Genomic DNA, 14085 nt, shown 5'->3' on the forward strand with positions numbered 1-14085 from the left:
GCGCAATCAGGGAGTTCTGTTTTGTCACGTCACAACGTTAAGTATATCGTTCAACAACCAAGCAGAGATAGAGTATGAACGCCTCATTAACCGGCTCCGCTACCGGTAAAAATAGCTTTGGCGAAATACTCAACCGGTTACGCGCCAATCCGAAGATCCCACTATTGATCGCAGCAGCTGCGGCCATTGCCATCGTCGTTGCGTTGACTCTATGGGCCAAAGGCCCAGATTATCGGGTTCTTTATAGCAACATCAATGACCGAGACGGCGGTGCGATTGTCAGCGAACTAACAAAGCTGAATGTTCCTTATCGTTTTGCGGAGAACGGCGGCGCGATCATGATTCCCGCCGAAAGTGTCTATGAGACCCGACTCCGACTTGCTCAATTGGGGCTGCCAAAAGGCGGTGCTGTTGGCTTTGAATTGCTCGATCAGGAAAAATTTGGCATCAGCCAATTCAGTGAGCAGATAAATTACCAGCGTGCGCTGGAAGGTGAGCTGTCCAGAACGATAGAAACGCTCGGCCCTGTCCAGAATGCGCGAGTTCACCTTGCCATACCGAAGCCTTCACTGTTCGTTCGTGAACAAAAAGCCCCCTCTTCTTCTGTCACCCTGACATTACAGCCGGGTCGTGCATTAGATGAAGGTCAAATCAATTCCATCGTTTATATGGTTTCCAGCAGCGTTGCTGGCCTGCCACCAGATAATGTTACGGTCGTCGATCAGACAGGACGCCTGTTAACCCAGGCGGGCGGCAGCAGCCGCGATCTGAATGCTGCGCAACTGAAGTACAGCAACGAAGTCGAGGCGATGTACCAACGCCGCATAGAGTCAATCATCGCACCGATGGTTGGCATGGGTAACGTACATGCTCAGGTTACCGCGCAAATCGATTTCTCTGCTCGCGAACAAACTGACGAGCAGTATCAACCTAACCAACCGCCAGACAAAGCGGCTGTTCGCTCTCAGCAAACCAGCCAGAGTGAGCAAAAAGGCGGCCCGAACGTCGGTGGCGTTCCAGGTGCATTAACCAATCAACCCGCACCGGCACCTACAGCCCCTATCGCGACACCGCCAAATAATGCCAATGCAAACAATCAGGCTGGCCAGCAGAACCAAAACAATGCGGCAGGTGCGCAAGCTAATGCGGCAAATGCGAATACCGTTATTCAAACATCCAATGTTCGCAATGATGCAACAACCAACTATGAAGTCGACAAAACGATTTTACATACCAAACACAGTTCGGGTGGTGTGAAGCGCTTGTCTGCGGCCGTTATTGTTAACTACCAACCTCCTGGTGAGGACGGCAAGCCGGTTGCACTGACGGAAGAACAGATCAAACAGATTGAAACAGTAGCACGCGAAGCAATGGGCTTCTCCACTGAACGTGGCGATACATTAAATGTCGTGAATACGCCATTTATGGATAGCACTGACGGTTCTGGCGAACTCCCCTTCTGGCAAAAACAGGCATTTTTCGATCTCCTGATGGAAGCTGGCCGCTGGCTGCTGGTTCTGATCGTTGCCTGGATTCTGTGGCGTAAACTGGTTCGTCCACAATTGCAGAGAAAAGCACAGCAACAAGAAGCGGCGCTGGCGGCAGCTGCACTATCTCAAGGTACAGACAGCGATGTTATGGTCAACTTGAGTAGCTCGGAAGTTGAACAGCAGCGGAAATCGCAGCAACGCGTCAATGCAGAAATGCAAAGTAACCGCATACGCGAAATGGCAGAGAACGATCCACGCGTTGTCGCTCTGGTAATCCGTCAATGGATGAGTACTGAACTATGAACCTCACAGGAACAGAAAAAAGCGCCATCTTATTGATGACCATTGGTGAAGACCGCGCCGCGGAAGTGTTTACTCATCTTTCGACTAAAGAAGTGCAGCACCTGAGTTCTGCAATGGCGAACATGAGACAGGTATCACAACAGCAGTTGCTCGAAATTCTGAGAGAATTTGAGGCTGATTCAGAGCAATATGCCGCTCTCAGCGTGAATGCTGGTGACTACCTTCGCTCAGTGCTTGTCAAAGCTCTTGGTGAAGAGCGAGCGTCTAGCCTGCTGGAAGATATTCTGGAGAGCCGCGACTCTACGAGTGGAATGGAAACACTCAACTTTATGGAGCCGCAGATTGCCGCAGACCTTATTCGCGACGAACACCCGCAGATTATCGCAACAATCTTGGTGCACCTGAAGCGTGCTCAGGCTGCCGATATCTTAGCCCTGTTTGACGAACGTCTTCGTCATGACGTTATGCTACGTATCGCGACCTTCGGCGGCGTTCAGCCTTCCGCACTGGCAGAATTGACAGACGTTCTGAATGGCTTGCTGGATGGTCAAAATCTCAAACGCAGCAAAATGGGTGGTGTTCGTACTGCAGCTGAGATTATCAACTTGATGAAAACTCAGCAGGAAGAAGCAGTTATCGATGCAGTACGCGAGTTCGATGGCGAACTGGCACAGAAAATCATCGACGAAATGTTCCTGTTCGAAAACCTGGTGGACGTGGACGACCGCAGCATCCAGCGCCTTCTGCAAGAAGTCGAGTCCGAGTCTCTGCTGTTGGCATTGAAAGGTGCCGAAGAGCCTTTACGCGAGAAATTCCTGCGCAACATGTCTCAGCGTGCGGCAGAAATTCTTCGCGACGACCTCTCAACTCGTGGTCCGGTACGTATGTCGCAGGTCGAAAACGAACAGAAAGCGATTCTACTTATCGTCCGTCGACTGTCAGACAGCGGCGAGATGATTATCGGCGGCGGCGAGGATGCCTATGTCTAACGCCCCCAAAAATCTGGCCTGGCAGCCCTGGAAGCCCAATGACCTGGCTGAACCAATTTCAAAGTCCGTACCGACATATCAGGTAAATGATGAACCTGAAGTGCCTGCGATTGAGCGTTTCAATGAAGAGAACGCCGTCCCTACCTTAGAGGATGAGCTAGCGTCTCTGCGTGAAAGCATGATGCAACAGGCACGAGAAACAGGTTTTTCGCAAGGGCATCAACAAGGTTATGACGCAGGTTATCAGGAAGGTTTAGCCAAAGGACAGCAGCAGGGTTTGCAAAACTCCTTGCAGCAGCAGCAGCCGATCATAGAACAGATGCAGCAAATGGTCACCGAGTTCCAGCAGACGTTGGATACTCTTGACAGTGTGATCCCTGCTCGCCTGATGCAGCTGGCTTTGACCGCAGCCAAGCAGATCCTGGGGCAACCTCCAGTGTGTGACGGTAACGCTCTGCTAGGCCAGATACAGCAACTGCTCCAGCAAGAACCTATGTTTTCAGGTAAGACGCAATTACGCGTTCACCCTTCTGATCTGGAACGCGTTGAACAATATTTGGGCCCGACACTCAGCTTACATGGCTGGAGATTGCTTGCTGATAGTCAGCTCCATCCGGGGGGTTGCAAGGTCAGCGCGGAAGAAGGCGATCTGGATGCCAGCCTGGCAACACGCTGGCATGAACTTTGCCGTTTAGCCGCCCCCGGAGAGTTATGATGACTTCACGCCTCGGACGCTGGCTCTCTTCTCTTGATTCATTTGAGAAACGCATTGACGACACACCTTCAGTGCGTCGTTACGGCCGCTTAACCCGGGCGACAGGTTTGGTATTAGAAGCGACAGGGTTGCACATGCCACTGGGTGCCACCTGCCTCATCGAACGGCAGAATGGCTCTAAGGTTGAAGAAATCGAAAGCGAAGTTGTCGGTTTCAACGGGCAAAAACTCTTTCTTATGCCGCTGGAAGAAGTTGAAGGTATTACCCCTGGAGCACGTGTTTACGCACGCGTCGGCCAAGACAGCAGCAGTCAAGGAAAGCAATTACCATTAGGGCCTGAATTACTGGGGCGTGTGCTAGATGGTAGCGCAAAACCGCTGGATGGTTTACCCGCACCCGATACAGGCTATCGCGCACCGTTGATTACGCCACCAGTCAACCCATTACAGAGAACAGCAATCGACAGTGTTCTAGACGTGGGCGTTCGAGCCATCAATGCCTTGCTCACTGTGGGCCGAGGGCAGCGAATGGGCTTATTTGCTGGCTCGGGGGTGGGTAAAAGTGTGCTATTGGGTATGATGGCACGCTATACTCAGGCTGACGTCATTGTTGTTGGCCTTATCGGCGAACGTGGCCGAGAAGTGAAAGATTTTATCGAAAATATCCTGGGCACGGAAGGCCGAGCTCGATCTGTCGTTATTGCCGCACCTGCTGATGTTTCTCCATTATTAAGGATGCAGGGGGCAGCGTATGCCACGCGTATTGCTGAAGATTTTCGCGATCGCGGTCATCACGTTCTGCTCATCATGGATTCGCTCACGCGTTATGCCATGGCACAGCGTGAAATTGCTTTAGCTATTGGCGAGCCGCCGGCAACCAAGGGTTATCCCCCTTCTGTCTTCGCCAAATTACCCGCGCTGGTTGAACGCGCAGGAAATGGTATTCATGGCGGTGGTTCAGTCACCGCCTTCTATACTGTTCTGACAGAGGGTGACGATCAGCAGGATCCTATAGCCGACTCCGCTCGCGCCATCCTTGATGGACATATCGTGCTGTCCCGTCAACTCGCAGAGTCTGGTCATTATCCGGCAATTGATATTGAAGCATCGATTAGTCGTGCGATGACAGCGCTGATCGATGAAGACCACTATGCTTCGGTAAGGCAGTTCAAACAGTTACTATCTAGCTACCAACGTAACCGTGATTTAGTCAGTGTTGGAGCCTACGCCGCAGGCAGTGACCCTATGCTTGACAAAGCAATTCGTCTCTATCCGCACTTGGAGGCCTTCTTGCAGCAGGGTATGTTTGAGCAAAGTGACTATGAAGAATCCTGTCAGGCGTTGCACACTATTTTCCCTCGTAATGAGTAGGAGAGCAGATGAAAACCCAGTCACCGCTGGTTACACTACGCGAACTGGCGCAGAAGGATGTTGAGAAAGCCGCAGGGCAGTTGGGCCAGGTACGTCAGGCTCATCAACAGGCCGAGCAGCAACTCAATATGCTGTTAAACTATCAGGATGACTATCGTCAAAAATTGAACTCGACGATGTCCTCTGGTATGGCGAATAATAGCTGGCAAAATTACCAGCAATTCATCCGAACGCTGGACGGCGCAATTGAGCAACACAGACAACAGCTCTCGCAATGGACGTCACGTTTAGATTTAGCAATGAAGACTTGGCAAGAAAAACAGCAGCGATTAAATGCATTTGAGAAACTGCAGGATCGCGAAGTGACAAGACAGCTTGCCAAAGAAAATAAAATAGAACAAAAACAAATGGATGAATTTGCCCAACGGGCCTCACAGAGGAAAGCAGAATCATGAATCTGTCCGCGTTACCTATAGCTACCACTGCCAGTGATACAAGCAGTTCTTCTGCTTCTCTACTGACACAGGGTGAGCTACCAAAAGATTTTGTTGATCTGTTGAGCAAACGCATATCACAAGTAGCCGATACCTCGGGTAAAAAGACGCTCGACAAAGTAGATGAAGAAGCCCTGCTAAACGCTTTAGGGAAAAATAATGCTTCGCTCAGTCGTGATGATTTAAATGCCCTGCTTTCTTCATTCAGTTCTCTGACTGGGGCAACCATTACAGCAGGTAAGCAAAATCCAGAAATTGCAGAACAGGCGAAGTTAAAAGGTCTGGGTAAAAAAGATAGCGACAATACTGCAGAAGACGCGATGGTAATGCAGGCACTGCTTGCCATGTTGCAAACAGCACCACTGCCTACGCCAACTGCAGCCGATAGTATCGCAGCGACTGTCGTTAATACGACGGGTTTAAATATTCCGGGACTCATTGATGCTAAGCGCCAGAATGAAGCTCCAGCAGCTGCACTAAACAATGCAGGTGAGAGCGCCAAAGGCACGCTGGCAAAGCTGCTCGACACATCAGTAATGCCAGATAAAAATGCTGATATCTCACGCGATCTGCATCATGCAACTAAACAGGCCTCATCGACAGCGACCGAGTCTACGGACAATGCTGCAAAATTTGCGCTGACGACACCGCATTCCCTTGCTGGCGATCGCAATGCGTCTGAACCGGTTTCTACGTTAGGCAACGGCGCGTCTCAAACAACACCATCGGTGGTGCAGGCAATGCACGTTCAACCTGCATCAGTTGGAAGTACCGCTCCAGCCCCGCAGGCAGCAAGTGCTCAGTTGAATGCCCCGTTTGGCTCGCCTCAATGGCAAGATGCATTGGGACAGCAGATCATTATGTTCAGCCGTAATGGTCAGCAGACAGTAGAGTTGCGTTTGAATCCACAGGAATTGGGCGCACTGCACATCAGTCTAAAAATTGATGACAACCAAGCACAAATTCATCTGGCTTCAGCAAGTAGTCAGGTACGTTCAGCGCTGGAAGCTGCGCTGCCCCACTTGCGTAATGCGATGGCAGAGAGCGGGATTAACCTTGGTCAGAGCAGTGTAGGCAGTGACTCCTCTGCCTGGCAGCAGCAAATGGCGAGTAATAACAACGATGGCAACAGCCGTGGCCCGTCTTATCAGCAGCAATTTGGTCATTCATCGGAAAGCACGAGTGAATTATTAGACGTACCAGAAACGTTGAGATCGATGGCATCATCAGTCAACGGCGTTGATATCTTTGCCTGAAAGTGAAGTAAACGAATAAGTTAGCACAATTTTCCCTGTCTATTCTCTGTATTGAACATTGCAATAGGCAGGATAATCATCGACATTACGCATTTATTTATTGCTGGTTTCATCCAGCAATAAATATCGATAAGTAACGGGAACTATCTTTGGCTATGTCTGATATGCAAGTTCGACCAGGACGTAAACGGTCTATTTGGCTAATACTACTGATTATCGTTGCTCTCGCTGCAACTGGTGCTGCGGGCACTGCCTGGTGGCTATTAAATCAGAAAAACGCGGCAACGGCTGAGCAGGAAGCACCACCACCGCCAGAGCCTGTTTTCATGCCACTGGATACCTTTACCGTTAATCTTGTCAATGCAGATAATGACCCTGACCGCGTGTTATATGTTGGATTCACGCTGCGTTTGCCAGATGAGGCAACGCGCACACGCTTCACTAATTATCTGCCAGAAGTTCGCAGCCGTCTGTTATTGTTGCTTTCTCGTCAGGACGCAATTGCGCTTGCCAATGAGCAAGGTAAACAGAAGCTGATCGAGCAAATTAAGCAAGTGCTAAGCCCACCATTAGTTCCTGGTCAACCTAACCAGGTCGTTACTGATGTTCTGTTCACGGCCTTTATACTGCGGTAACCATTATGGGCGATAGTATTCTTTCACAAGCAGAAATTGATGCACTATTAAATGGCGACAGCGGCGATAGTGACGCTGATGCAAATGCGGCATCAAAAACGGATGGGGGTGTTAAACCCTATGATCCGAATACTCAGCGACGCGTTATCCGCGAGCGTTTACAGGCATTAGAAATTATTAATGAACGTTTCGCGCGCCAATTCAGAATGTCGTTGTTTAACCTGTTGCGTCGTAGCCCCGATATTACCGTCGGTGGAATCAAGATCCAGCCTTATCACGAATTTGCCAGGAACCTTCCAGTACCGACAAACCTGAACCTTATTCACTTAAAACCGCTACGTGGTACTGCGTTATTCGTGTTTTCGCCAAGTTTGGTGTTTATCGCTGTCGATAACCTCTTCGGCGGTGATGGGCGCTTCCCGACGAAGGTCGAAGGTCGCGAATTTACGCACACAGAGCAGCGAGTGGTTAAGCGCATGTTACGCTTGGCTCTGGAAGCCTATGGTGAAGCCTGGAATGCGATTTATAAACTTGATATCGAATACGTGCGTTCAGAAATGCAGGTCAAGTTTACCAATATCACAACATCACCTAATGATATCGTCGTGACGACACCGTTTCATGTTGAAATCGGTTCACTAACTGGCGAATTTAACATCTGTATTCCTTTTTCAATGATAGAACCGCTGCGCGAACTGCTCGCGAATCCGCCATTGGAAAACTCACGTCAGGAAGATCAAAGTTGGCGGGACACCTTAGCTAAGCAGGTACAACATTCCGAATTGGAATTAGTTGCAAGTTTTGTTGATATTCCGCTGCGACTGTCCAAAATTCTGAAGTTGCAGCCCGGCGATGTGTTACCGATCGACAAACCAGACAAAATCGTTGCTCATGTTGACGGAGTGCCTGTGCTGACCAGCCAATATGGCACATTGAACGGGCAATATGCCCTACGTGTTGAACATTTGATTAACCCTATATTGAATTCTCTGGATAACGAGGAACAGCCCCATGAGTGACACCAAGAAACCGTCCGACGACAAGGAATCAGTGGACGATTTGTGGGCTGATGCATTTAACGAGCAGCAGGCTGCAGAAAAACCGGCCGCGACAACAGAAGGCATTTTTAAGTCGCTAGACGGTCATGACCCGTTGGGTGCCCTTCAAGATATTGATCTGATATTGGATATTCCAGTCAAACTCACTGTTGAGCTCGGCCGGACCAAAATGACGATAAAAGAGCTCCTGCGCCTAACCCAAGGCTCTGTTGTTGCACTTGATGGCTTAGCGGGTGAACCGTTGGATATCTTGATCAATGGCTATCTGATCGCCCAAGGTGAGGTCGTCGTCGTGTCTGACAAGTATGGTGTTCGTATTACAGACATCATTACACCATCTGAACGTATGCGCCGCCTGAGTCGTTAATGGCAACAGCCTCGGTATCATCCCCTACTTCAGTAGCAAGCCAGCAGTCGACTCTTGTTACTGAACCACCACTTACCGGCAGCATGTTACTGACACAGGTTGGTAGCGTGCTTGCTGGTATTTTATTGTTTATTCTGCTGATTGCCTGGCTTGCCCGTAAACTCGGTTTTGCTCCGCAAACCAAGCAAAACAAGTTGCTAAAAGTCGTATCCAGTTGCCCTGTAGGACAGCGTGAGCGAGTAGTTATTGTAGAAGTTGATAATACTTGGCTAGTCTTAGGTGTTACAGCTCAGCAAATTACGCCGCTGCATACACTTCCAGCACAACCAATCAACGACAGTTCCTCCACTGGCGACACCAAGCCAGTAGATTTCAACCAACTGTTAAAGAAAGTTTTAAAGCGTCCGGAAAAATCGGAATGAGTGCCTTGCCTAATTATTTTCGTATCACCACCTTGCTTCACACCCTTCGCTATGGTTTAGCCATCGGTTTATTGTTCATGGCACCATCAGTATGGGCGCAGCTTCCTGGAATTGTGACGCAACCGCTACCTAACGGTGGGCAGAGCTGGACACTATCAGTACAAACGCTGGTTTTCCTAACGTCACTAACCTTTCTCCCTGCCGCCTTGCTAATGATGACCAGCTTCACCCGTATCATCATTGTACTGAGTTTGTTACGCAATGCGCTGGGTACACCAACCGCGCCACCGAATCAGGTGTTACTCGGATTGACGCTTTTTCTGACGTTTTTTGTCATGTCGCCGGTATTAAACCGTGTTTATGACGAAGCCTATCTTCCATTCAGTCAGGACCAAATCAGCATGGAAGTCGCCATCGAACGTGGCGCGGAGCCTCTTCGTGAGTTCATGTTGCGGCAAACCCGGGAAACCGACTTGGCATTGTTTACCAGGCTAGCAGAAATCCCGGAAATTCAGGGACCTGAAGCGGTACCCATGCGTGTACTTCTTCCCGCATTTGTGACAAGTGAACTAAAAACCGCTTTCCAGATTGGTTTTACCGTATTTATTCCTTTCCTCATTATCGATCTCGTTGTTGCCAGCGTATTGATGGCACTGGGGATGATGATGGTTCCTCCGGCGACAATTTCATTGCCTTTTAAACTCATGCTTTTCGTATTAGTCGATGGCTGGCAGCTGCTACTCGGTTCATTAGCCCAAAGTTTTTACAGTTAGACGAATAGAGGAATGCGACTATGACACCAGAATCGGTGATGGCGCTTGGCTATGAAGCAATGAAAGTAGCATTAGCGCTGGCGGCCCCGCCCCTGATAGCGGCACTGCTCAGCGGGCTGACGATTAGCCTCTTGCAGGCAGCTACTCAGGTAAACGAAATGACATTGTCATTTATCCCTAAAATACTAACAGTATTCTTCACTTTAGTGATCGCTGGGCCTTGGATGTTAAACCTCATGCTGGACTATATGCGCACGCTATTCGGCCAGTTACCTAACATTATTGGGTAAGCATGCTGACGTTTAACAGTTGGGATATGGTGAATTGGGTTAGCCAGTTTTTCTGGCCCTTTGTCAGAATTCTTGCATTGATCAGTACCGCACCAGTCTTTAACGAAAGAGCGATTGGTAATCGGATAAAGATCGGCCTAGGTGTACTGATTACCCTGCTGGTTGCGCCTTATTTGCCGTTAAACACCACGCCTATTTTTTCTGTTGCAGGCGTGTGGCTACTAATACAGCAAATACTTATCGGTGTGACACTAGGCTTATCAATGCAGTTAGCATTTGCCGCTATTCGCCATGCGGGAGAGCTCATTGGCTTACAGATGGGGCTCGCTTTTGCGACCTTCTTTGATCCAACGGGTGGCCCGAATATGCAGGTAATAGCCCGTTTCTTGAATATTCTCGCAATCCTACTGTTCTTAACCTTTGATGGACATCTCTGGCTTATTTCGTTGTTGGCAGATAGTTTCTATACCCTGCCTATCAGTACCAATCCAATTAACAGCCATGCTTTCCTCGCGCTTGCACGTGCCGGTGGATTAATTTTTATTAACGGATTGATGCTGGCGCTTCCCATCATAACCCTCTTGCTTACTATCAACCTGGCGTTAGGCATGCTTAACCGTATGGCGCCTCAACTCTCAATATTTGTTGTAGGCTTCCCGATTACACTCACTGTCGGAATTATGACGCTAGGCTTATTACTCCCGCTCATTCCACCATTCGCGGAGCATTTATTCAGCGAGGTTTTCGATTTACTCGCGGATATTCTTAGCCAATTATCAACTCCGTAGTTACTGACAAATCCGTAGGGTAAAAAGATAAAGCAATGCGGATTTCGTATCCGCAGACTTGCCCCTCATTTCAACATACCACGCTGTCAGGCCCAGCATATATCTATAGAATAAGTGATGGTGATAAACAGCATTTATCAATGCCGCATCAGATATCGATGTGATGAAGAGGAATGCGTTATATAAAAATAGTAGAGATAACTCAGAACGATAGGGAATAAAAAATGGCATGTCATCCATTCAGTATAATGAAAAGAGTGACACGCCTAAAAAATACGCCCGGTTTAAGCGTATTCAAATCGTAAAGTAGAATAGATGAATATCGTCTATTACTACTATTTCATCTGGAACAACGACATTCCCTGCATGTTCTGGAAAGAAGTATAGGAAGCTTGCAAAGAGGACTGCTGCATAATATAAGACGAGATCGCCTCATACCAGTCAGTATCCTGCAATTGCGACAGTGTCGTTTTATTCGCCACATCACGATCTTTACCAACCGCATCGAGATTATCAACTTCATTGAGTTGGATACCCAACTCTGCACGAACGGCTGAAATATTATTAAATGAATTGTTTAAACCGCGGTTTGCAGTCTCTAATGCTGCAGCAACACCTGCTTTTGTTGCATCATCAGCGCCATCGAGAGGGGTTTCAAGCGCTTTGATTGCAATATCCAGTGTTTCAAATAAATCCGATTGGATACTACCATCTGGCTCTTTTTTAGCATCGCCCGTTATACCGTTGAAAACCGCAGATCCAACATGGCTAACCGTCATATCTCGGGCTGCATCTACACGCTGCGAAATAGCCTGAAATCCGCCCTTATATTCAATGCCAGCGGCACCTTCAACAAAGGGAGCCTTATCAGTTTCATAACCAGAAAAAATATAGTTACCATTACCATCGGTACTGTTAGCCATATTCAGCAATTCAGCTTTCATACCGCGCAGAGAGGTCGCGACCGATTTGCGGTCATCATCATTTAGAACACCGCCACCTTTGATTACTTCGGTCAATGCGCTGCTAACAGTGGTAGTACTCTTACCCAGTATAGATTCTTCCAAGGTCATACTTTGCTTTGCAAAGGTGCGGGCCAACGTATACTGACTGTTCTCCGACTGGGCCTGGCCGAGCATAACAACACCAGCCGCCGCTATCGGATCATCTGATGGATTTACGACACGTTTACCGGTTGACAACTGCTCACCCGTTTTCTGCCACGTGGCCTGACCATTAATAATGCCTTGCATATTTTGCTGGTACATCATGCTAGTACTTAAGCGCATGGTATCAATTCCTCTTTCTTAAATGGTCAAACTAGCTACGGGCCGCTAAAAGTGCATCAAATATGGATTGTGCTGTTTTGATGACCTGAGCATTTGCCATGTAATATTGCTGAAAACGCATCAGATCGCCGTACTCTTCATCCAGATTCACACCGGATACGGACTGCTGTTCTGCAGTCAGTTGCTTAACAACGTTTTGCTGCGATGTATTATTTATCTTCAGGGTGCTGGCCTGGTTACCAATCGAACCAACCAGGCTGGCGTATGCACCAGAAACACTGGCCTTCCCGCCCACAATTTTCTCATTTTGTAGAGCAAGTAATGCTTTCGCATTGGTATTATCACTAACACCACCAAAGACAGGGTCACCGTTTACATCCAGGACAGGGGCGCCATTCTCATCAACCTTAGTGGATGCAGCAGCAATCTTATTCGGGTCGGAAACAGCTACTGCCATATCGATAATGACGTCATTAACCGGCTTAAGCAGGAAATTGTCATTCGTTGCAGGTGTTCCTGTGATGGTCATTTTAACGCCGTCAAAACTCAAGCTGCTTTCAGGAGGAGTCCCTGCTGTCGTCACTGCCGCCGTAAATTTTGAATTATCAGACAAACGGGTTACTTGCCAATTAGCGCCATCGTATTTAATCGCATAATTAGTTGCCTGCACATCTTTGGTATCGGTGTAAGACGGTGTCAAAACTGCGTTACCGCCATTTTTACTGTCATTTAAGACAACCGCTTTGCCAAATGAGAAGAAATCGCCGCCTTTAACACCATTGCGATCGTAACCTTGCTGATGTTGAGCATTGAACGCATCGGCGAATGCCAGTGCTAACTGCCCCAACTGGCCGCGCGCCTCATCTAGCGTTTCGCTGCGGAAAGAGAGTAAACCGCCTAATGAACCGCCCGTTAACGTACTCTCATTCAGCGTGACAACGTCATTTGTTTGATCTTTATATCCGATGGTGAGACGAGACGGATCGCTGCTGGAGTTAACTGCAACTAGCTGATTGCTCGTGCCTGCCTGAACTAGATTGGTACCATTTTTCAATGCGACGTTGTAAACAATTCCATCCTGAACGGTAACATCAACGCCAACCAATTTGTTAAGCTGATCGACAAGAAGATCGCGCTGATCGAGCAAATCATTAGGCATAGTGCCGCTATTTGCGCCCATCAGCTTCATAATTTCGTTATTTAAAGAGGAAATCTGATCGGTGTACGTATTAATTTGGCCAACAGTACTTTGAATCTGTGTATTCAGGCCGCTGTCCATGTCACGCAGGTATTTATCCGTGACTTTGAATTGGTTTACCAGCCCTTCCGCTTTACCCAGTACGGTTTGGCGAGTCGACGAATCGCCCGCGTTACTAGTGAGGTTTTGCAGGTTAGAAAAGAAACCCTGAATGGTTGATGAAAGACTGGTTGTACTGCTGGCCAGCAGATTATCAATCTTGGAAATCTGCTCGTAGTAAGTAGAAACAGAACTGCTTGTCGTTTGCGAAGCACGCAACTGATTGGTGATGAATTCGTTGTACTGGCGATTAATGCTAACAACATTGACACCGTTACCAATATATCCAGCCGATGTGCTGCTGCTAATTGCTTGCTCAAGTATCGCATTTTGCCGACTATACCCGGTAACAGCCTGATTACTAATGTTGTTACTCACGGTACTCAGCGCAATCTGTGCACCTTTTAAGCCACTCATCGCGGTGTTAATTAAATTGGACATAAGGTGTTGTTCCTTTTACACAGGCTCTTTTCGCCCTGCGCGATTAACTAAATGCTGAAGGCAGCAAATACGCTACATAAGTTAATTACTTTATCGGTCAGGAAGCGC

Annotated in this window: 15 protein-coding genes; 13 read left to right on the forward strand and 2 right to left on the reverse strand. The window is 48.3% G+C overall.

Annotated features, from left to right (window positions below):
- Positions 1-74: 74 nt before the first annotated feature.
- From fliF to fliR, 13 genes are all read left to right on the forward strand, one after another.
- Positions 75-1793, forward strand: coding sequence for a flagellar basal body M-ring protein FliF (gene fliF / locus DCX48_05150; protein ID QXE13949.1), 1719 nt, complete (start codon positions 75-77; stop codon positions 1791-1793).
- On the forward strand, positions 1790-2782 hold the full coding sequence (gene fliG / locus DCX48_05155; protein ID QXE13950.1) for a flagellar motor switch protein FliG: 993 nt from the start codon (positions 1790-1792) through the stop codon (positions 2780-2782). Before fliF ends, fliG begins: the two co-directional genes overlap by 4 nt.
- The gene (gene fliH, locus DCX48_05160) at positions 2775-3497 is read left to right on the forward strand and encodes a flagellar assembly protein FliH (protein ID QXE13951.1); all 723 of its coding nucleotides are present in this window, start codon (positions 2775-2777) and stop codon (positions 3495-3497) included. Before fliG ends, fliH begins: the two co-directional genes overlap by 8 nt.
- Positions 3497-4867 (forward strand): flagellum-specific ATP synthase FliI, encoded by a 1371-nt coding sequence (gene fliI / locus DCX48_05165; GenBank protein ID QXE17155.1) that lies wholly within the window; start codon positions 3497-3499, stop codon positions 4865-4867. The genes fliH and fliI overlap by 1 nt, the downstream gene beginning before the upstream one ends.
- Positions 4868-4875: 8 nt before the next feature.
- Positions 4876-5322 (forward strand): flagella biosynthesis chaperone FliJ, encoded by a 447-nt coding sequence (fliJ, locus tag DCX48_05170; GenBank protein ID QXE13952.1) that lies wholly within the window; start codon positions 4876-4878, stop codon positions 5320-5322.
- Entirely contained in the window at positions 5319-6617 is a 1299-nt protein-coding gene (locus tag DCX48_05175) for a flagellar hook-length control protein FliK (protein ID QXE13953.1), read from the forward strand. The genes fliJ and DCX48_05175 overlap by 4 nt, the downstream gene beginning before the upstream one ends.
- 155 nt (positions 6618-6772) lie before the next feature.
- A complete protein-coding gene (gene fliL, locus DCX48_05180; GenBank protein QXE13954.1) occupies positions 6773-7252 on the forward strand; it encodes a flagellar basal body-associated protein FliL in 480 nt (159 codons plus the stop codon).
- 5 nt (positions 7253-7257) lie between these two features.
- A complete protein-coding gene (fliM, locus tag DCX48_05185) occupies positions 7258-8271 on the forward strand; it encodes a flagellar motor switch protein FliM (GenBank protein ID QXE13955.1) in 1014 nt (337 codons plus the stop codon).
- Positions 8264-8677 (forward strand): flagellar motor switch protein FliN, encoded by a 414-nt coding sequence (gene fliN, locus DCX48_05190; protein QXE13956.1) that lies wholly within the window; start codon positions 8264-8266, stop codon positions 8675-8677. The genes fliM and fliN overlap by 8 nt, the downstream gene beginning before the upstream one ends.
- Complete coding sequence (gene fliO, locus DCX48_05195; protein QXE13957.1) at positions 8677-9099, forward strand: flagellar biosynthetic protein FliO; 423 nt, start codon at positions 8677-8679, stop codon at positions 9097-9099. Before fliN ends, fliO begins: the two co-directional genes overlap by 1 nt.
- Positions 9096-9872, forward strand: coding sequence for a flagellar biosynthesis protein FliP (gene fliP / locus DCX48_05200; protein ID QXE13958.1), 777 nt, complete (start codon positions 9096-9098; stop codon positions 9870-9872). The genes fliO and fliP overlap by 4 nt, the downstream gene beginning before the upstream one ends.
- A gap of 20 nt (positions 9873-9892) precedes the next feature.
- Positions 9893-10162, forward strand: a complete 270-nt coding sequence (gene fliQ / locus DCX48_05205; protein QXE13959.1) for a flagellar biosynthesis protein FliQ — start codon at positions 9893-9895, stop codon at positions 10160-10162.
- 2 nt (positions 10163-10164) lie between these two features.
- Positions 10165-10950: a flagellar type III secretion system protein FliR gene (fliR, locus tag DCX48_05210; protein ID QXE13960.1), complete on the forward strand. Its 786-nt coding sequence runs from the start codon at positions 10165-10167 to the stop codon at positions 10948-10950.
- Between the two features lie 335 nt (positions 10951-11285).
- Here fliR and flgL read toward each other — a convergent pair whose 3' ends face one another.
- Together flgL and flgK are read right to left on the reverse strand one after the other, a co-directional pair.
- Positions 11286-12239 carry a flagellar hook-filament junction protein FlgL gene (gene flgL, locus DCX48_05215; GenBank protein QXE13961.1) on the reverse strand — a complete coding sequence of 318 codons (954 nt, stop codon included), beginning with the start codon at positions 12237-12239 and terminating at the stop codon, positions 11286-11288.
- Between the two features lie 31 nt (positions 12240-12270).
- Positions 12271-13977, reverse strand: coding sequence for a flagellar hook-associated protein FlgK (gene flgK, locus DCX48_05220; protein QXE13962.1), 1707 nt, complete (start codon positions 13975-13977; stop codon positions 12271-12273).
- Positions 13978-14085: the final 108 nt, after the last annotated feature.

The organism is Pectobacterium atrosepticum, assembly GCA_019056595.1.
Lineage (GTDB): Bacteria > Pseudomonadota > Gammaproteobacteria > Enterobacterales > Enterobacteriaceae > Pectobacterium > Pectobacterium atrosepticum.